We start from the raw sequence: 19,319 nt of genomic DNA, 5'->3' as shown, positions 1-19,319 counted from the left end.
AGGCGAGGATTTCGATGCGACGGATTCGCCAGAAACGGGAGTTACCGGGCTCGAAAACCGCCATTATGCGGATGGACGGTGTGGGCGCTTTATCCTCGTGGTAGCCGACGATGCCACTGGAATGAGGGAAACAACACGCACACTCGGAGTCGGATTGGTCGCACTGTTGGTCACACTCAGCGTCGGCTTCGCCGGCATGGGGGCGATGGCCGAAGGAAATCAGAGCGGTGACGCACAGGTCCGCATCGCGCACATGTCGCCCGATGCGCCGCCGGTTGACGTCCTCGTGGACAACGAGACGGTAGTCTCCAACCTGTCCTACGGGAACGTCACCGACTATACCAGCCTGTCGGCAGGAGAACACAACGTCACGATTACGGCCGCTGACGACCCGAGCACGGTCGTCTTCTCGGACAACGTGACGTTCGACGCCGACACGAACTACACCGTCGCGGCAACCGGCCTGATTTCCGGAAGCGGCGACACCGCCTTCGAACCGGTCGTCTACGAGGACAACTTCACCGCGCCCGACCAGGGCAACGCCTCGGTGCGCCTCGTTCACGTCTCGCCCGACGCAGGACCGGTGGACGTGACAGTCGCGGAGACCAACACCACGCTGTTCGATAACGTCTCGTTCCGCAACGCGACCGCATACAAGCAGGTCCCGGCGGGCGACTACACGCTCGAAGTTCGCCCCGCGACGGCGAACGATTCCGGCGAGGTGCTGAAGACGTTCAACGTGTCGCTCTCCGACCGCACCGTCTACTCGGCGTTCGCGGCGGGCTACGCCGACAACAGCAGCGTCCCGGCCGGAAGTCCCGATAGACCGCTCGACCTCATCCTCGTGACCGACTTCACGGCGGCCGCGAACGAGACGACGACCGCCGCCCCCGCGACGACGACGGCGAACGAGACCACCACGACGATGACCGAGACGACGACTGGCGAACAGACGACGACCACGACGACCACCGAGCAGATGACGACCACGGCGATGAACGAGACGACCACCGAGCAGATGACGACCACGACGATGAACGAAACGACGACCGGAGAACAGATGACGACGACAACGACGGCGATGAACGAAACGACGATGGCGAACGAGACCACAACGACCAGCAAGTAGGGCGACGGTCGAATTTTTGCGGACGGTTTTTTCGCGGTCAGTCGATTCGGTCAACCACGTTCTGGAGCTGTTGGAGTCGCTCCTCGCGGGCCGAATCGCGGAGCGCCTGCTGGTTTTCGTCCGGGCAGTCGAGATTCGGGACCGGCGTCGGGGTGCCGTTTTCGTCCAGTGCGACGAACGTGAAAAACGAGGTCGTCGTCTCGCGTTCCTCGCCCTTCCGCGGGTCTTCCGCCCGGACGTTCACCTTCACGTCGATGCTGGTCCGGCCGGTTTCGAAGACGAACGCCTCCACCACGGCCACCTCGCCGCGGTCGATGGGCGAGATGAAGTCCACGTGGTCCATCGACGCCGTGACGCACTGGTTCCCACAGAATCGCATCGCAGCGATGGCCCCGCAGATGTCCATCCAGTGCAACACCACACCCCCGAGCGCCCGACCGAGGTTGTTCGTGTCGTTCGGCAACAGCAGTTCGGTCATCTCGGTGTACGAATCCATCAGGGTTGCCGTGTCTGCCATACCCGACCATTCTCGGGCGGCGTATTTAGTTGGCCGCGGTTCCCCGCGCGCCAGAGTTATCCACCTCGCTAACGGCTAGTATCGCAATGAGCGAGGAGCGGGAGGAGGGGGAAAAGGAGGGAGCGGAGGCGGAAGAGGAGCGAAGAAATGAGGGAGTGGAAGCGGAAAAGGAGCGACGAACGGATGAAACCCGACTGTTGGCGACCGAGAAGGTCGTCGCCGCCATCGGGGACGGAATCTACCAACTCGACCCGGCCGGTCGCTTCGTCTCGGTCAACGACGCCACGGTCGAGGCCACCGGCTACGACCGCGCGGAACTGCTCGGCGAACACGCCTCGCTTCTCGTCGATGAACCGTACGTGACGCGGGTCGAAGACGAAATCGCGGACCTGCTGGCGAACGAACCGGGCGGGGTCCGAGCGATGGAGGCTCCGATACGAAACGCGGACGGGGAACGGGTCCCCTGTGAACTCCGGTTTTCCGTGGTGCTCTCCGACGGCGAATTCGAGGGAACCGTCGGCGTCGTCCGCGACATCTCGTGGGAAAAGCGGCGGGACGCGGCGCTGCGAGCACAGCGCGACGAACTCGAACAGCTCCGTCACATCAACGCCGTCGTTCGGAGCATCGACCGCGCCGTCGTCCGTGCGGACACCGCGGACGAGATAGAGCGAACGGTCTGTGACCGCATCGCCGACGCCGACCCCTATCGATTCGCGCTCGTGGCCCGCTTCGACCGGGAGTTGGAGACGTTGACGGTGGTGTCGGGGGCGGGTATCGACGAGGAAGACGCAGAGCGGCTCCGGCGGATGGACTTCGACGCGTCGGACGGACCGGCCATCGAGGCGATTCGAAATCGGTCGGTGTGGGTGGTACAGGACGCTGACCGCGGCGACGAGTGGGGCGCTTCGGACTCCGACGCCGGTCGCTGGTCGATGGCGTTCGTTCCGTTCCGGTACGACGATTCGATTCACGGCGTCCTCGGCGTCTACGCCGACCGTCCGTTCGCGTTCGAGGGACCCGAACGCGAGGTTCTGGGGGAACTCGGGCAGATGGTCGGTTACGCCCTCTCCGCGGTCAAAACGCGACAGGCGCTCGTCTCGGAACGGACCATCGAACTGACCTTCCGGTTCTCGGAGGACGACTATCCATTTACCGCGCTCACGAAACAGGTCGGCGGTACGTCCCGGTTCGAAGACGCCGTACTGCACCCGGACGGCTCGCTCCTGTTGTACGTCTCGACGGAGGGTAGCGACCCCGAGCGCGTCCTCGAATTCTTCGAAGAATTCGAGGGTGTCACGCACTTTCGAGCCATCACCCAGCGAGAGGACGAGTGCCTGCTGGAGGTCCGCTACGCCGGGCCGATGGCGTTTTCCACGCTCGCAAATCACGGTGGTATCATCCGTTCGGCAGTTGCGGAGGAGGGGGTCGCGCACGTCACCGTCGACATTCCGGAGACGGGGGACGTTCGAGAGGTGGTCAACGCCATGACGGGCGTGTTCGAGGACGCGGAGCTCGTCTCCCGACAGACAGTCGAACAACCGACCGAAACGCGCGCCCGCTTCCGCGATACGCTCGACGACCGTCTCACCGAACGCCAGCTGACCGCCCTCACGACCGCGTATCGGGCCGGATACTACGACTGGCCGCGCGGAAGTACCGGCGAGGAACTCGCCGAATCGCTGGACATCGCGCCTCCGACCCTGCACAAGCACCTCCGAATCGCAGAACGAAAGGTTCTCTCCGCCATCTTCGACGAGCCGGAGCGAGACTAATCGTTTAGCCCTCTCACTCAATGCTCCTCGGTGTCTGGGTTCTGGTATGACAATCGAGACAATCCCGAGGGACGGTAGCCGATGGGACGACGCTACGACTCCCTCGCTGAACGCCATCTTCAAGGTGCTCTCGGTGCCGACTCGACGGGAGGCGTTGGTCGTCATCCGCTCGGAAGACGAGCCGATTCCGGTGTCGGAGCTCGCCGACCGGCTCGACGGAGAAACGGACCGGATGCGAATCGCGCTCGTGCACGTTCACCTCCCGATGCTCGACGAGGCGGGACTCGTGGCGTGGGACTCCGAACGCGAGTCGGTCGAATTCGTCGATTTCCCCGACGCGTACGAGGACTTGTTCGAGGTCGCCGACAGCTCCGTCCGATGAAACTCTGCTCACATTTCTGCCCCTATTTAAAAACTCAACCATTAAACGCACAGTAGCATGTGCGTTCGAATCGTCGAATCGATTCATGAACGACCCCGTGTTACAAGGAACGCCCGAACCGGTCGCGTCGGCACAGTACTCGTGGGGCGGCGAAATGACGCTCGTCCAAACCATCGTCGAGACGCTCTCGTCGGCGAGCGGTCGTGCCCCCGAAGAACTACAACCCCTCCACCACGTCGTCGATGTGGACGCCCTCGAAACTATTTTCGGTCCCCGCGGCGACGGCCAACTCCGCCCCGTCACGGGTGAAATATCGTTCGTCGTCGAGAATCACGAAGTCGTCGTCAAGAGCCACGGCCGTGTTCTCGTTCGCCGAGCGGATTAATTCGATTCGCAACCGAAACGGGTAGAAAAATTGCCTTGTCATCGATACTGGTAAAAATGGAGGGAGAGTATCGTCATTGATGACCGACCAGCACCCGCCGTCATCCGGTGGCGGCGAGGGAAACGTACGAGTCGTCGGAACGGCCCACGTCTCGGAAACGAGCGTCGAGCGAGTGGAAGAAGCCATCGAGGAGGATCAACCGGAAATCGTCGCCGTCGAACTCGACGAGGGACGATACCGGCAGATGCAGGGGGAAGTGGCTGACGACCTCGACCCGTCCGACCTCCTTCACGGAAACACCGTCTTCCAGTTCTTGGCGTATTGGATGCTGTCGTACGTCCAGTCGCGCATGGGTGAGGAGTTCGATATCCAACCCGGCGCGGACATGAAGGCCGCCATCGACGCCGCCGAACGACACGGTAGCGGCGTGGCGCTGGTGGACCGCGACATCCAGATGACGATTCAGCGCTTCTGGGCGCGGATGAGCGCCCGCGAGAAGTTACGGATGGTGGGCAGTCTCGCCCTCGGCGTCACCGACCCGCTCACCATCGGCCTCATCGGCGGTGCCGTCTTCGGCGTCTTCTTCGCCATGATATTCGGCATCTTCCTCTCGCCGCTCCTCGGATTGAACGCCACGCTCACCCTCGGTGCGGGAAGCGGTGCGCTCCAACTCGTCGGTGGTCTCGGTGGCGGCACCGTCGCCGGACTCGTGCTCGGCAGCCTCGCCCTCTCCGTCGGCCTGACGAGGCGCATCGATATAGCGCTCGGCGGCGGCCTGGTTCTCGGAATCGTCGGCGGCCTCGCGGTTGGCACCGGTGCCCTCGGCGTCGTCAGCGCCGGGACGCTCGTCGGAATCGGCGGCGTCGTGCTCCGAATCCTCACTTCGCTCGCTGTCGGCGTCGGCATCGGCATGGTGCTCGGCGTGCTCGGTGGGGTTCTCCTCGGAAGCGGAACGGTCGAGGAAGAGGAGTTGGACGAGGAGTTCGACATCGAGGACCTCACCGACGGCGACGTGGTTACGGCGATGATGGAGGAGTTCCGTCGGTTCTCGCCCGGCGGTGCGGAGGCGCTCATCGACGAACGCGACGCCTTCATCGCGCACAAACTCGTCGCGCTCCGCGAAGCGGGCCACGACGTCATCGCCGTGGTCGGCGCGGGTCACCGCGCCGGAATCGAGAGCTACCTCGCCAACCCGAGCACCCTCCCGCCGATGGAGTCGCTCGTCGGCACCGAGAAGGGAAAGCGCTTGTCGCTTTTCAAATTCTTCGGCTACTTCATCATGGTCGCCTTCTTCGCCTTCTTCATCCTGCTGGCGATGGCGGGCGTTCGAAACACGTTTCTCATTCAAGTGTTCGCGGCGTGGTTCCTGTTCAACGGCGTCTTCGCGTTCGGACTGGCGAAACTCGCGGGCGCACACTGGGGCAGCGCCCTCGTCGGCGGCGCAATCGCGTGGCTGACGAGCATCAACCCGCTGCTCGCACCGGGTTGGTTCGCGGGCTACATGGAGTTGAAGTACACGCAGGTCAACATCGCCGACATCGCCAAACTCAACGACATCATGAGCGACGAGGAGTTGCCCCTCGCCGACGTCATGTCCCGGATGCTCGACGTGCCCCTCTTCCGGCTCATCGCCGTCGTCGCCATGACGAACGTCGGGAGCATGATAGCGACGGCCCTGTTCCCCTTCGTCGTCCTACCGTTCCTCGGTCCGCAAATCGGCGGCGTCGATGAAATCACGCGGCTGATGGTCGAGGGCGCGCACAACAGCGCCGACCTCATCTGGGGTGTGCTGACGTGAACATCCGCTTCAGCGCGCGCGAACTCCGCGACCTGCTGGTCGCGTGGGGCGCGCTCGGCCTCGCCTTCACCCTCTTTCTCCAGCCCGGATTCGGACAGTCGCTCCTCCAGCCCGGCATGGGATTCTCGTCGGCGACGTTCGTCGGAGCGTTGGTCGTCTCGCTGTTCACGGCGGGTATCGGCTTCCTTCTTCACGAGTTGGCCCACAAGGTGGTGGCGATTCGGTTCGGCCAACTCGCCGAGTTCCGCGCCGATTACAATATGTTGTTGCTCGCCATCGTCGGCGGACTCGCCGGGTTCCTCTTCGCGGCACCCGGCGCTGTGTATCATCGGGGGATGGTGACGGAGCGGGAAAACGGCCTCATCGCGCTGGCCGGACCCATGACGAACGTCGTCCTCGGCGTTCTGTTCTTCCCGCTCATCTTCGTCGGGCCGTCCCTCGTCACGGAAATCGGCTACCGCGGCGCGCAGATTAACTTCCTCCTCGCGGGCTTCAACATGCTCCCGTGGGGACCGCTCGACGGCAAGAAGGTCCAGCAGTGGAGTACGACCGCCTTCATCGCTACGCTCGTTCCGTGCGTGCTGCTCGCGCTGTACGCGCTGCTGGTGCTGTAGCCGAACGGGACAACGGCAAACCTTTACTCGCCCGGAACACGCGTTTCACCATGACCGAGGAAGAGGAACTGACGTATTCCGACGCGGGGGTAGATATCGACGCGAGCGAAGCGGCGACGGCAGCCCTCGTCGGCGCGGTTTCGGACATCGACAACACGACCGACTACGCGGGACTGCTCGACATCGGCGACCAGTACCTCGCGCTGGCGACGGACGGGGTGGGGACGAAACTGCTCGTCGCGGAGGCGCTCGGCGACTACTCGACGGTCGGCATCGACTGCATCGCCATGAACGCGAACGACCTCGTGGCGAGCGGCGTCGAACCCGTCGCCTTCGTGGACTACCTCGCCGTGGACGAACCCACCGAAGAGTTCTCCGAGCAGGTCGGCGAGGGACTCGCGGCCGGTGCGGAGGAAGCGGGCGTCGCCCTCGTCGGCGGCGAAACGGCCGTCATGCCGGAAGTCATCTCGGGGCTGGACCTCGCGGGTGCCTGCGCCGGACTCGCGCCGAAGGACGCCATCTTCCCCGGTGAGGCAGAAGTGGGCGACGTTCTCGTCGGCTTCGAATCCAGCGGGATTCACTCGAACGGCCTCACGCTGGCCCGCAAGGCGGCGACGAAGGACCACGACTACGACGACGACTTCCCGCTCGACGAGGGAACCGTCGGCGAGGCGCTGCTCGAACCGACGCGCCTCTACACCTACCTGCTTCCCGCGCTCCGCGAGCGGGACGTGCACGCCGCGGCGCACGTGACGGGCGGCGGGTGGACGAACCTGCTCCGCATGGGCGAGCACCGCTACGAAATCGACGACCCGTTCCCCGCACAGCCGGTGTTCGACTTCGTGCAGGACGGCGGCAACGTCTCCGACGAGGAGATGCACCGCACGTTCAACATGGGCACCGGATTCGTCGTCGCACTCCCCGAGGACGACGCCGAATCGCTCGCCGAAGAGACGGACGGACGGATTATCGGCACCGTCGCGGAGGGCGAAACGGTGGCGATTCGCGGGTTGAGTTTGGACTGATAGCTGGATAATTTTCCATCCGAGCGGGGACGTGCTGTGGGGACGGAACGGTGTTTCTCCCGACGCGGAGTTGGTAGCTCCCACTCTTTGTTCCAGAATGCTTATTTAAACAGAGTGTGGTGTTCTCGCCATGTCCGGTCTGACCCGTCGCGCCCTGCTCGGTTCCGCCGGTACGTTCGCCGTCGCGGGGTGCGTGTTCGAGTCCAAGACGAGCACGTTCGACTCGGACCACACCATCTGGCTCGAAAATGGGTACGACGAGGAGCAGACGGTTCACGTCTGGGTGGTGCGGAAGGCGGCCGACGAAACCGTCTTCGAAGTCACCCGTCAGGTCGGACCGGCCGACACCGCCGCGCTGTACAACCTCGAACGGACGGGGGCGACGGACGTGGAAACGTTCCGCGTGTGCGTCCAACTCCTCGACGCCAGTTCGAGTGACACGGGTTACAAGCAGTGTACGACGGTCGAGACGAACGAGTGTTACGGAAACGTCCACATACAGATACAGAAGGACGGGGCGGTCGGTATCACCTACGCCATCTGTTGATTCCACCTGTTGATTACGCCACTCGTGCCCCACCGTCGCTCACCATTTCTTCTCACATCACCATTCCTCCGTGTCACACCTCTTTTACGTACATGTAGCCCGCCGTGTCGACCCGCTCGTCGTAGAACTTCTCGTCGCGCCGGTACCCCGCCGACTCGTAGAACGCGATGGCGCGTTCGTTTTCGGCCATGACGCCGAGTTGGATTCGCTCGCCGCCGCGCCGCTCGACGGTTCGTTCGACGTGGGCGAGTAGCCGTCCGCCGATACCCTCGCGCCACCGACCGGGGAGGACGTAGATGCGACCTAAATCGAACGTCGTGGACCCCTCGACCGGGTTCGCGCCGACGAATCCCACGACGCCAGTGTCGCCGTCCATGGCGACGTCGAGGATGGACGCTTCGGTTTCGATGAGCGAGCGAAACGTCTCCGCGTCGTAGTAGCGTTCGAGGAAGTCGTCGGTCGCCTCCGTGCCGATGATGGGCGCGTGAGCCGAGTGCCACGCCCGCTCCGCGACGTGTCGTATCTCCTCCGTATCCCTCGGTTCCGCCGAGCGAATCTCGATTCCCATGGCAGGCAATCGGTGACTTCGCGGAAAAAACTGTCGCGGAGGCCGAAATACCGCCGCTCGGTTCTCCCGACATCGCCCGTATTTCAGCGTTGGCCGACGGGCGAACGCGGCGTTGGAACGCTTACCGAACGACGCGCCGAACCGTCGTCAGCAGTTCGCGGGCGACCGGAAAGTCGTCGTACGCCCAGAGGAGAAGCGTACACGCCGAAATCACACCGACGAGGACGAAGTACGACGTGAAGTCGTGGTGAACGAGGTGGGTCCGATACTCGCCGAGGAACTGCCGCACCGTTCCGGTGAAACTCGGACTCTCGTCGGGCGGGAGCACGACCACCGGCCAGAGGACGTGTTCGACGCCGTACCAGAGTCCGTCGTTCATGTGTTCGAGCGCGTCGCCGACGTTGTGCGAGAGAAAGCCGAGGCCGAACGCGAGACCCAATCGCGGACGCGATGTCCGTCGCGCGACGGCGTGGGCGACGGCGACGACGAGCAGACTGACGAACACCGAATGACCGAGAGCGTAGCCGTTCCGGAAGACGCCGTACTGCCAACTCAACGGTTTGTCGATGAGGTCGGGAACGACCGACGCGACGGCGGCGACGACGACGGCGGTCCCGCCCGGCGGTTCGTGATGTCGAACGTGGACGAACACCGAATAGCAGAGGTACGCGAAAATCGCGGATTCCCACGGCCACATGCGTCGCTCTACGACGTCGCTCGGAATACGTTTGTGGTGAGAAACGGTATCGTCCGACACGGCAAAATGGAAGACCGCGACCGACCCGACACCCTGTTTCGTCGTTAGGACAGCCGTGCGGCGATGTCCGCTTCGGTGACGATGCCGATGGTTTCGCCCTCTTCCGTCACCATCACGGCCTTGTAGTGGTCCAGGAGGTTGCTGATTTCGTTGAGCGTCGCCGACTTCGAGACGGTCGGGAAGCTCTCATCCATGAACTCGCGGACCGCCTCGTCGCGGGCGTCTTCGCTGACGTGAACGAGGTCGCTCTCGCTTATCGAGCCGACCGGGACGCCCTCTTTGATGACCGGGAGTTGGGAGTAGCCCGCTTCCTGCATCTTCTGGACCGCTTCGCTCACGGTGTCGGTGGGTGCGACGCTGACGACGGACTTGTGCAGGAGGTCGCCCGCTCGCACGATGTCGCCCTCCGATTCCTCCAGCGCGTTCACGATTCGCCGAAGCGTCGAAAGCCGCGGGTCCACGTCGTCGCCCTCGATTCTCGCAATGAGGGGCTGTGAGACGCCCGCCCGCTCCGCGAGTTCGCTCTGTGTGAGCCCCAAATCGGTTCGGTGTTCCCGAAGGTCTTGGGGTGTCGGGAGTTCCATGCGTAGAAATTACCAATGGTTATGGTATAAATCGTTCGGACTGTTCAGGCGTCGCCGAAGTCTATCTCCTCGTCCTCGTCGAATTCGATAGTTTCGACGATCGAAAGCGGGACGTCGCGGAGCGCGCCGCCGACTTCGCTCTTGGCGATGCGCTGGGCGTGTTCCTCGCCCTCGGCGTTGAACACCTTCATTTCGAGGACGAGGCCGACGAGCGCGGTGTGGGCCGCGATGAACGCCGAATCGAACGGTTCGCCGCAGGCCGGACACCCCGTCGCGCCGACTTCGACTTCGACGTAGTCCATGTTCTTCTGGTTCAGCCGTTTCCCGGCTTCGCTGACCGCAACGCCAATCGCGTCGTCGATATCGCCGACATCACGTACCAACCATGCCGCCTCCATCGCAACGAGGTAATTGCTCATACTCGAACCAGACACCGGAGGGTTTCGTGTCTTTTGGTTTGCGGGCCGAAAACCGACGGCTCGGTGTTTTCATTCGACCGATATGTCCCGCCGCATCTCCACGCACGCGAGTTCGACGCCACCGGTCACCTCGTGCGTCACCGTCGAAACCCGCTCGTAGCCGTGTTCCTCGTAGAAGGGAACCGCGTTCAACGAGGCATGGAGCGTCAGCGAATCGACCCCCGCGTCACGTGCCACCGATTCGAGGTGCGAAAGGAGCGCCGAACCGACCCCGTTCCGCGCGTAGTCGGGGTGGACGTACACCGCCGAAACCACGCCGGTATCCAGTTCGACGCGGCCGAACCCGGCGAGTTCGCCGTTTCCTTCGGCCACGGCGACCGATTCCGATTCGTTCCGTATCGACTCCAGATACGGCGCGCTCCCGAACGGATGTGCCGCCCAGCGTTCGACCTGCTCCTCGTGATACCGTTCCGTTCCGAACGCCCGGATGGACGCACAGCGAAGGTCGAGAATCGGCTTGGCGTCGGCTTCCGTCGCGCGACGAATCGAGGGCATGGAATGCGAGACGACGGAGCGAACCCTAACGGTATCGGCGAAAACGGTGGTCGCTCATCGGCACCCAACCGGCGACCGGCGGAATTACGAGACGCCGATGATGGCGTAGATGAACAGGAACCCGAAGTACAGCAGGACGAGGACGCCGAGCGCCTTGAGACGGAAGTGTTTGAGTTCCTCCGTCTCGGTTTCGTAGGCGTCGTAGAACGCTTCCACCTCGTCTTCGGGCAGTTCGTCCCCGTGTTCTAACCCGCGGTGGAGGACGAGGTACTCCTCCTTCCGAAATGGGTGGCCGCAGTAGGCACACTCGTGGGGCGATTCGCCGGACGGAACGCTGTAGTCTGTCGTCGTGGTCATGGTGGTGTGAGCGTCGGTTGCGAGACGATCCACATGCTCGTCATCGTGTACAGTATCATCACGGCGACGAGCGGATACTGGCTTCGTATCGCCTGTAATCGGCTCGGAAACACGTCGTAGGCCGTGGCGTGGGCCACCCACACCGCGAGGAGGTGGCCGAGCAGGACGAACCCCATGTTGACGGCTCCGAACCACGCAGGCAGAACGATATAGACCGCCTGTGGCGGGTCGAACGGACTCGACAGCACGCCCAGGAGGGTCGGCGAAAGCGAGAGGAAGTAGCTCACGTAGTGGGCGAGGTGGTAGCCGACCGCGATGGGCAACAACGAGGGCGCGAAGCGGCGGGCGATGGTGGCAGGGGTGAGATAGGTGTCCGCGGTGTCTCGGGAAAGCCGCGTTGCGAGTCGGTACGCGCCGAGGAAGAGGCCGTATCCGCCGAGCAGTGCCGTGAGATACGCGGCGGTCAGCGGGATTCCGGCGGCGGCGACGGGGCGCGCGACGTCCGACCAGAGCGGGGTCGAGACGAAGCCGTCGTAGGTCGTCACCCAGAGGATGGCGATGACGAACCCCACTTCGTCGAACCCGGTGACGAGTTTCGTCTCGGTCAGGCGCGCACCCGGCAGTTGAAACTCGAAGCCGGATTCGGTGCGTCGGAGCGGAGCGACCCGCCCGTAGTAGCGAAACACGCGGGCGATGGGGTCCACCGTCCCGAACCAGCGGTCGGTGCCGTACCAGAGGGTTCCCGCGATGGTGACGACGCTGTAGAGGACGATGATGTCCGCCAGCATGTCGGGTTTGTCGGCGAGCGGGCTGATGACTTCGAGCCAGACAAGCGCGAGCAATCCGGCGACGCTCGGCCACGCGCCCAGTTTCTCGGGATAACTCGCGTCGCGGGTCGGCAGGAACTCCCCGACCGTTCGCCACGGGTTGAACGCGGGCCACGTGTTGCCGACGACGTACACCGATATCGTGTACGCCGCCCACCACCCGACCCAGACGGCGAGGATGGCGAGGTTTTCTCGGGGGGTTTGCGGACCGAACCATCCGGCGGCGACGATGGCGACGAGGGAGACGACGCCGACGACCTCCGTCACGGTGCGGAGGTCGTCGGCCGACCGCGACGTGAACCGCTGCCACTGGTGTATCGTTCGGATGAACGACCGGTCGGTAACGAAACTGGCGAGCAGGAACGACGCGCTCACCACGCCGCCGCCGGTGAGAATGAACAGCCAGAGCGGGACCGAGAGGGATTTCGAGGACCCCTGCAAACTTGCACCGTGCGCCAGTGCGTGGCCGGACAGGGAAACCAGAAGCCACAGCACGGCGACCAGACGGGTCGAATACCGAATCGTCGTTCGGCGGTGCATCGGTGGCACTAGGTGCGTCCGCGGATAATAGTTTCCGAAAGCGAACGGCAGGCGTCAGAGCGGAGAGAGCGAAAAAGTGAACCGTCGAATCCGACCCGTCTCTAGTGGTTCGGCTCTTCGGTCGGCGCTTCCATCCGGTGTATCTTCAGGATGAGGATGTTCCGGGTGTCGTCCTTGCCGTCGACGGCCCCTTCCACGACGAGTTTCGAGAGGGGCGTCGGACCGACTTTCACCTCGTCACCCTCGTGGAAGTCACGGACGGAGCCGCGAAGGTGAATCTCGGCGCGGCAGAGTTCGGGGTGGTGAACGCTCGTGAGGTCTATTTCCTCGATGTTGCTCTGTTCGACCGGTTCGCCGTCGTGTTCGAGGGGAACCTCGGCGGCCGTGTCCAAGTTCTGGATGTCGAGCGCTTCGAACGCCGTCGCGGTCGGCTTGTACCCGCCCTTCGGGCCGGGGACACCCTCCACGAGCTGGAGCGCTTTGAGGCTCTGCATCTGGTTTCGAATCGTACCGGGGTTGCGGTCAACCTCTTCGGCGATGTCCTCGCCCTTGACTGCATCCTCGGTTTCGCGGTGCAAGTTTACCAATGCCGTCAGTATCGTCTCCTGACTAGGCGTCAACTCAATACTAGACATTACTCGAATCTTGGTAATTGATTTCCTTAAATCCGCCGAATATGGTGGGAGAATCGCGGTACCTTACCCGTCAGTACTCCGCTCTTAAATAGAGTTCCATCCGGTCGAAAGGGAGCTTTTGAAACCCCCTCGACCCGTCCATTCGATCATGACGAAACCCGTCCAGATAATCGGGGCACCGGTCGACTACGGCGCGAACCGACGTGGTGTGGACATGGGACCATCCGCGATTCGATACGCGGGCCTGGCCGAAGAGCTTGCCAATGCCGGTGTGACCGCCATCGACTCCGGCGACCTGACCGTTCCGCGAGCCGAAGAACGCGACCCGGAAACCGAGGAGCCGAGGGAGGGCAAAGCCAAGTTCCTCCGCGAGACGGCGGACGTGTGTTCCCGCCTCGCCGACGAGGTGGCGGACGCCATCGACGACGACGCCTTCCCGCTCGTCCTCGGCGGCGACCACTCCATCGCCATGGGGACGCTCGGCGGTGCGGCCCGCGACGCCGAAATCGGTGCCATCTGGTTCGACGCGCACAGCGACTTCAACACTCCGAAGACCTCCCCGAGCGGGAACGTCCACGGCATGCCGCTCGCGGGCGCGCTCGGCATCGACGACTTCGCGGATACCGACTGGGCGAACGCCCCTGGCTTGCGCGCCGAGAACGTCGTCCTCGTCGGCCTCCGGAGCGTGGACGACACCGAAGTCGACGCCATCCGCGAGAGCGGCGTCACCACCTACACCATGTCCGACATCGACGAACACGGCATCACCGAAATCGTCGAGAAGGCACTCGACATCGCCACTGACGGCGTGGACGGCATCCACGTCAGTTTCGACATGGACTGGCTCGACCCCAAGGAAGCGCCCGGCGTCGGGACGCCGGTCCGCGGCGGCGTCAGCTACCGCGAAGCCCACTCGGCCCTCGAAACCGTGGCGACGCGCAACGAGGCGGACGGCATCCTCCGGTCGCTCGAATTCGTGGAAGTGAACCCGATTCTGGACGAACACAACGAGACCGCCACGCTCGCCACCGAACTCGCCGCGAGCGCGCTGGGGAAGCGTATCCTATAGCACCTTTTGCCGCGAGAGCGCGGTAGAGCCGCGCTCTCTGGCAAAATCTGCACCCAAAGCAGCGGAAGACGTTCCTGCTCGCTTACGCTGTGCGGGCATGCGACTTCCTGGCCTTCCTTCACTCCGTTCAGGAAGACACTCCTCACCCCCTTTCGGGGGGTCGTCGGCCCGGAAAATCGGAGATTTTCCGGCGAGAATGCTAGCGACGAGCGGTTGTGTCGATTTCGTAGCTTCGGTGATCCTCAAATTCCGATTTTGGCGGCCGCGACAATTCCGCTGATTCGATGGTCGTGGTGACGAACGACCCGAATCCTGAGAAAATGTGTTCGAAAAATCAGGGAGTCGCTACTCGTCCGCGACCGGTTCCGATTCCTCGGCCGTCTCGGCGTCGTCCGGGACCGCTTCCGCGGCTTCGGCGGGAATCACGTCCACGCTCGCCACGCGGTCGTCCTCGTCTACGTCCATCACGGTGACGCCCATGGTGTTCCGGCCGACCTCCGAGATGTCTTCCGCCCGGATGCGCATTATCTGGCCGCGCTCGCTCATCAGGACGAGGTGGTCGTCCTCGATGACGGTCTTTATCTCGGTGACGTGGCCGTTCCGGTCGCCCGTCTTGATGTCGATGAGTCCCTTCCCGTTGCGGGACTGGGAACGGTACTCGGTGAGTTTCGTCCGCTTTCCGTACCCGCGCCGGGTGACGGTGAGGAGGTCGTCAACGTCGCCGTTCGCGGCGACCATGCCGACGACTTCATCGTCGTCGTCCAGTCGAATACCGTGAACGCCGCGGGCGCTTCGGCCCATCTCGCGGGCCTCCGTCTCGTCGAAACGGATCGTCATCCCGTTCTTGGTGGAGACGAGCAGGTCCTTCGTACCGTCCGTCACCTTCACGTCCACGAGTTTGTCGCCGTCTTCGAGTCGCGCGGCGATGATGCCGGTCGAGAGGATGTTCTCGAACTCCTTCGCGGCGGTCCGCTTGACGTATCCCTGCTGGGTGACCATGCTCAGCGACTCGTCCTCCTCGAACTCGTCCGTCGTGATGACGGCGGTGATGTCCTCACCCTTATCCAAATCGAGGATGTTGACGGCCGACTTGCCGCGCGCCGTGCGCGACATCTCGGGTATCTCGTAGGTCTTCAGGCGATAGACCTGTCCGTGGTTCGTGAAGCAAAGCAGGTAGTCGTGCGTGTTCGCGCGGAACACCTTCGAAACCGTGTCGTCCTCCTTCACGTCCGCGCCGATGATACCCTTGCCGCCGCGCCCCTGCGCGTCGAACTGTTCGATGGGCATGCGCTTGACGTAATCCTGCTCGGTGACGACGACGAACACGTCCTCCTCGGCGATGAGGTCCTCGCGGGTGACTTCCGAGGTGTCCTCCACGATTTTCGTCCGCCGCTCGTCGGCGTACTTCTCCTTCATCTCCAGCAGTTCCTCCTTGATGACGCCCAGCAGTTCCGACTCGTCGCCGAGGATGGTTTCGAGGCGCTCGATGCGCGCCGTCACGTCCTCGTATTCGGCCTCGATTTCCTCGGATTCGAGCGATGTGAGGCTCCCGAGTTGCATCCGAACGATGTGTTCGGCCTGCTTTTCGGAGAAGTCGAAGGTCCCTTGGAGTCCCGACCGAGCACCGTCGCGGTCGTCGGCGTTGCGGATGAGTTCGACCACATCGTCGATGTTGTCGAGCGCGCGCAATCGGCCTTCGAGAATGTGCGCCCGTTCTTCCGCCTCGTCGAGTTCGAACTCGCTTCGTCGCCGAACGACATCGCGGCGGTGGTCCAAGTAGTGCTGAAGCAGTTCCTTCAGCGTCAGGACTTTCGGCTGGCCATCGACCAGCGCCAGCGAGATGATGCTGAACGTGCGTTCGAGGCGGTGGTTCAGCAGTTGGTTCTCGACGACCTCCGGAATCGCGTTCTGCTTGAGTTCGACCACGACGCGGATGCCGTCGCGGTCGGACTCGTCGCGCAGGTCGCGGATTCCCTCGATGGTGCCGTCGTTGACGTGGTCGGCGATTCGTTGGATGAGTCGCGCCTTGTTCGTCTGGAACGGCAGTTCGGTGATGACGATGCGGTCGTCCTGCACCTCGTACTCGGCGCGGACGCGGAGGCGTCCTCGGCCGGTTTTGTACGCCTGGTGGATGGCGTTTCGTCCGACGATGTTCGCGCCGGTCGGGAAGTCCGGTCCCTTGACGTGCTCCATCAGGTCCTCGACCGTCGCGTCCGGGTTATCGATGAGTTCGACCGTCGCGTCGATGACCTCGCCCAGGTTGTGCGGCGGGATGTTCGTGGACATCCCGACCGCGATACCGGACGACCCGTTGATGAGGAGGTTCGGCACCGCCGACGGGAGGACTTCCGGCTCCTCCAATCGCCCGTCGTAGTTGGGCTTGAAGTCCACCGTGTCCATCTCGATGTCGGCGAGCATCTCCTCGGACAGCGAGTCCATCCGCGCCTCGGTGTATCGCATCGCCGCTGGCGGGTCGCCGTCCACGCTGCCGAAGTTCCCCTGCCCATCGATGAGCGGGTACCGCATGGAGAACGTCTGTGCCATCCGGGCGAGCGCGTCGTAAATCGACTGGTCGCCGTGCGGGTGGAAGTCGCCCATGGTGTCCCCGACGATGTTCGAGGACTTGCGGTGACTCGCGTTGCTCGTCACGCCAGACCGGTGCATCGCGTAGAGGATGCGCTTGTGCACGGGCTTCAACCCGTCACGCACGTCGGGGAGGGCGCGACCCGCGATGACGGACATCGCGTAGTCGATGTAGCTCTGTTCCATCTCGTCCTCGACGCGGACGCTCTTTACCTTCTCCGCGACCTCGTCGGGGAGGTCTGATGTGTCTGAACTCATATATCGACCCACTCCGCTTCGGTGGCGTGGTCCTGGATGAACTGCTTTCGCGGCCCGACGGCGTCACCCATCAGCACCGAGAACATCTTGTCCGCCGCCGCGGCGTCCTCGATGGTTATCTGCTTGAGGATGCGGTTTTCGGGGTTCATCGTCGTCTCCCACAGTTGCTCCGGGTTCATCTCGCCCAGTCCCTTGAACCGTTGGACTTGCGAGGGGTTGCCGTCGCATTTCTCCTCGATGATCTCGTCGCGTTCCTCCTCGGTCATCGCGTCGTACGTCTTGCCGCGGTAGCGGACGCGGTACAGCGGCGGTTGGGCGGCGTACACGTAGCCCGCCTCCAACAGCGGCCGCATGTACCGGTAGAGGAGCGTCAAATAGAGCGTTCGGATGTGCGCTCCGTCCACGTCCGCGTCCGTCATGATGATGATTTTGTGATAGCGCGCGTCGTCGATGTCGAACTCCTCGCCGACGCCGGTGCCGATGGCGGTGATGAAGTTTCGAATCTTCTCGTTCTCCAGCACGCGGTCGAGACGGTGTTTCTCGACGTTCAGCACTTTTCCGAACAGCGGCAGGATGGCCTGGAACTCGCGGTCGCGGGCCTGCTTCGCGGACCCACCCGCCGAGTCGCCCTCGACCACGAACAGTTCGGACTTCGTGGGGTCGCGCGACTGGCAGTCGGCGAGTTTGCCCGGGAGCGCGCTCGATTCGAGCGCGCTCTTCCGGCGCGTGAGTTCCTCCGCCTTCTTCGCGGCTTTCCGGGCCTTCGCGGCCTCGACTGCCTTGCTGATGATGGCCTGTGCGGTGTCCGGGTGTTCCTCGAAGTAGACCGACAGTCCCTCGTGAACCGCGCTTTCGACGATACCGCGGACCTCGCTGTTGCCGAGTTTCGTCTTCGTCTGCCCCTCGAACTGCGGGTCCGGGTGTTTCACCGAGATGACCGCCGTCAACCCCTCGCGGATGTCCTCGCCCCGGAGGTTCTCGTCGAGGTCGCCCAGCATGTCGTTGTCGTTCGCGTAGTCGTTGACGACGCGCGTGAGGGCGGTCTTGAACCCGGTCAGGTGGGTGCCACCTTCGCGGGTATTGATGTTGTTGGCGAAGGCGTGAATCGAGCCCTGAAGTTCGTCCGTGGCCTGCATCGCCACCTCGACTTGGATGTTATCGTCCTCGTCCTCGAAGTAGATAACCTCGTTGTGGAGGGCGGTTTTCGTCTCGTTCAGGTACTCGACGAACTCGCGGATGCCGCCGCTGTAGTGGAACGTATCGCCTTTCTCCTCGTCGCGCTCGTCGGCGAGCGTGATTGCGACGCCGGAGTTGAGGAAGGCGAGTTCGCGGAGTCGGTTTTCGAGCGTGGAATAGGTAAAATCCGTCGTCTCGAAGATTTCCGTATCGGGCCAGAATCGCTGGTACGTTCCCGTTTCCTCGTCGTCGCGCATGTCGCGGACGCGCTCCATTTCGCCGGCCGGGTCGCCGCGCTCGAACGTCTGTTTCCAGACGCCGCCGTCGCGTTTCACTTCGACGTCGAACTTCTCCGAGAGGGCGTTCACCACGGAGATGCCGACGCCGTGGAGACCGCCGGAGACCTGGTAGGATTTGTTGTCGAACTTCCCACCGGCGTGGAGGACGGTCAAAATGACCTCCAACGCGGGCATGTCATACTCCTCGTGGCGGTCCACGGGAATCCCGCGTCCGTCGTCCGCGATGCTGACGGAGTTGTCTTCGTGAATCGTTACGTCGATGCTGTCACAGTACCCGGCCAACGCCTCGTCGATGGAGTTGTCCACCACTTCGTAGACGAGGTGATGTAACCCACGAGAGTCGGTAGAACCGATGTACATTGCCGGGCGCTTTCGAACGGCTTCAAGCCCTTCGAGGACCTGAATCTGCCCGGCGCTATACTCATTTCCGTCGCTCATAAATTCTGATTTTTAGTAGGCAGGCACCACTGATAAAGCTCACGCACGCGCGCGCGGTGCGAATTAAAATTATCCACCCCTCTCC

General features: G+C 63.3%; 20 protein-coding genes. 9 read left to right on the top strand and 11 right to left on the bottom strand.

The features are described from left to right. The first annotated feature begins 121 nt into the window (after positions 1 to 121). Positions 122 to 1,129, top strand: a complete 1,008-nt coding sequence (locus tag B208_RS0104535) for a DUF4397 domain-containing protein (RefSeq protein WP_232423718.1) — start codon at positions 122 to 124, stop codon at positions 1,127 to 1,129. A 37-nt stretch (positions 1,130 to 1,166) separates the two neighbouring features. On the opposite strand, the gene B208_RS0104530 is transcribed toward B208_RS0104535, so the two are convergent. Continuing rightward, complete coding sequence (locus B208_RS0104530) at positions 1,167 to 1,646, bottom strand: acyl-CoA thioesterase (RefSeq protein WP_007980420.1); 480 nt, start codon at positions 1,644 to 1,646, stop codon at positions 1,167 to 1,169. A gap of 86 nt (positions 1,647 to 1,732) precedes the next feature. Between B208_RS0104530 and B208_RS0104525 the strand changes: the two genes are divergently transcribed. From B208_RS0104525 to B208_RS0104495, 7 genes are all read left to right on the top strand, one after another. Beyond that, on the top strand, positions 1,733 to 3,418 hold the full coding sequence (locus B208_RS0104525; RefSeq protein WP_007980418.1) for a bacterio-opsin activator domain-containing protein: 1,686 nt from the start codon (positions 1,733 to 1,735) through the stop codon (positions 3,416 to 3,418). Positions 3,419 to 3,464: 46 nt separating this feature from the next. Beyond that, on the top strand, positions 3,465 to 3,800 hold the full coding sequence (locus tag B208_RS0104520) for an ArsR/SmtB family transcription factor (protein ID WP_007980416.1): 336 nt from the start codon (positions 3,465 to 3,467) through the stop codon (positions 3,798 to 3,800). Between the two features lie 85 nt (positions 3,801 to 3,885). Continuing rightward, positions 3,886 to 4,185, top strand: a complete 300-nt coding sequence (locus B208_RS0104515; protein WP_018128722.1) for a HalOD1 output domain-containing protein — start codon at positions 3,886 to 3,888, stop codon at positions 4,183 to 4,185. Positions 4,186 to 4,264: 79 nt separating this feature from the next. After that, positions 4,265 to 5,983, top strand: a complete 1,719-nt coding sequence (locus B208_RS0104510; RefSeq protein ID WP_007980413.1) for a TraB/GumN family protein — start codon at positions 4,265 to 4,267, stop codon at positions 5,981 to 5,983. Further along, the gene (locus B208_RS0104505; RefSeq protein ID WP_007980410.1) at positions 5,980 to 6,597 is read left to right on the top strand and encodes a zinc metalloprotease; all 618 of its coding nucleotides are present in this window, start codon (positions 5,980 to 5,982) and stop codon (positions 6,595 to 6,597) included. Before B208_RS0104510 ends, B208_RS0104505 begins: the two co-directional genes overlap by 4 nt. Positions 6,598 to 6,647: 50 nt before the next feature. Continuing rightward, the gene (gene purM, locus B208_RS0104500; protein ID WP_007980408.1) at positions 6,648 to 7,622 is read left to right on the top strand and encodes a phosphoribosylformylglycinamidine cyclo-ligase; all 975 of its coding nucleotides are present in this window, start codon (positions 6,648 to 6,650) and stop codon (positions 7,620 to 7,622) included. A 130-nt stretch (positions 7,623 to 7,752) separates the two neighbouring features. Further along, positions 7,753 to 8,169 carry a hypothetical protein gene (locus tag B208_RS0104495; RefSeq protein ID WP_007980406.1) on the top strand — a complete coding sequence of 139 codons (417 nt, stop codon included), beginning with the start codon at positions 7,753 to 7,755 and terminating at the stop codon, positions 8,167 to 8,169. 73 nt (positions 8,170 to 8,242) lie between these two features. Here B208_RS0104495 and B208_RS0104490 read toward each other — a convergent pair whose 3' ends face one another. From B208_RS0104490 to B208_RS0104455, 8 genes are all read right to left on the bottom strand, one after another. After that, a complete protein-coding gene (locus B208_RS0104490) occupies positions 8,243 to 8,737 on the bottom strand; it encodes a GNAT family N-acetyltransferase (RefSeq protein WP_007980405.1) in 495 nt (164 codons plus the stop codon). A gap of 121 nt (positions 8,738 to 8,858) precedes the next feature. Continuing rightward, positions 8,859 to 9,434: a metal-dependent hydrolase gene (locus B208_RS0104485; RefSeq protein WP_026177734.1), complete on the bottom strand. Its 576-nt coding sequence runs from the start codon at positions 9,432 to 9,434 to the stop codon at positions 8,859 to 8,861. A gap of 104 nt (positions 9,435 to 9,538) precedes the next feature. Next, the gene (locus B208_RS0104480; RefSeq protein WP_007980401.1) at positions 9,539 to 10,078 is read right to left on the bottom strand and encodes a CBS domain-containing protein; all 540 of its coding nucleotides are present in this window, start codon (positions 10,076 to 10,078) and stop codon (positions 9,539 to 9,541) included. Between the two features lie 44 nt (positions 10,079 to 10,122). Continuing rightward, on the bottom strand, positions 10,123 to 10,497 hold the full coding sequence (locus B208_RS0104475; RefSeq protein WP_007980400.1) for a DUF555 domain-containing protein: 375 nt from the start codon (positions 10,495 to 10,497) through the stop codon (positions 10,123 to 10,125). Positions 10,498 to 10,566: 69 nt separating this feature from the next. Further along, a complete protein-coding gene (locus B208_RS0104470; protein ID WP_007980399.1) occupies positions 10,567 to 11,052 on the bottom strand; it encodes a GNAT family N-acetyltransferase in 486 nt (161 codons plus the stop codon). An 84-nt stretch (positions 11,053 to 11,136) separates the two neighbouring features. Beyond that, positions 11,137 to 11,409, bottom strand: a complete 273-nt coding sequence (locus tag B208_RS0104465) for a hypothetical protein (protein ID WP_007980398.1) — start codon at positions 11,407 to 11,409, stop codon at positions 11,137 to 11,139. Further along, positions 11,406 to 12,776, bottom strand: a complete 1,371-nt coding sequence (locus tag B208_RS0104460) for a hypothetical protein (RefSeq protein ID WP_007980397.1) — start codon at positions 12,774 to 12,776, stop codon at positions 11,406 to 11,408. The genes B208_RS0104465 and B208_RS0104460 overlap by 4 nt, the downstream gene beginning before the upstream one ends. A gap of 101 nt (positions 12,777 to 12,877) precedes the next feature. Then, a complete protein-coding gene (locus B208_RS0104455; RefSeq protein WP_007980396.1) occupies positions 12,878 to 13,411 on the bottom strand; it encodes an Rrf2 family transcriptional regulator in 534 nt (177 codons plus the stop codon). 148 nt (positions 13,412 to 13,559) lie between these two features. Here B208_RS0104455 and rocF point away from each other — a divergent pair, with 148 nt between their 5' ends. After that, entirely contained in the window at positions 13,560 to 14,480 is a 921-nt protein-coding gene (gene rocF / locus B208_RS0104450; protein WP_007980394.1) for an arginase, read from the top strand. Positions 14,481 to 14,825: 345 nt separating this feature from the next. Here the strand turns inward: rocF and gyrA are convergent, their stop codons facing one another. Together gyrA and gyrB are read right to left on the bottom strand one after the other, a co-directional pair. Then, on the bottom strand, positions 14,826 to 17,321 hold the full coding sequence (gene gyrA, locus B208_RS0104445; protein ID WP_007980393.1) for a DNA gyrase subunit A: 2,496 nt from the start codon (positions 17,319 to 17,321) through the stop codon (positions 14,826 to 14,828). Further along, positions 17,318 to 19,234 carry a DNA topoisomerase (ATP-hydrolyzing) subunit B gene (gene gyrB, locus B208_RS0104440; protein ID WP_007980392.1) on the bottom strand — a complete coding sequence of 639 codons (1,917 nt, stop codon included), beginning with the start codon at positions 19,232 to 19,234 and terminating at the stop codon, positions 17,318 to 17,320. The genes gyrA and gyrB overlap by 4 nt, the downstream gene beginning before the upstream one ends. Positions 19,235 to 19,319: the final 85 nt, after the last annotated feature.

Source organism: Haladaptatus paucihalophilus DX253 (genome assembly GCF_000376445.1).
Lineage (GTDB): Archaea > Halobacteriota > Halobacteria > Halobacteriales > Haladaptataceae > Haladaptatus > Haladaptatus paucihalophilus.
This window is presented reverse-complemented; position numbering and strand designations above follow the sequence as displayed.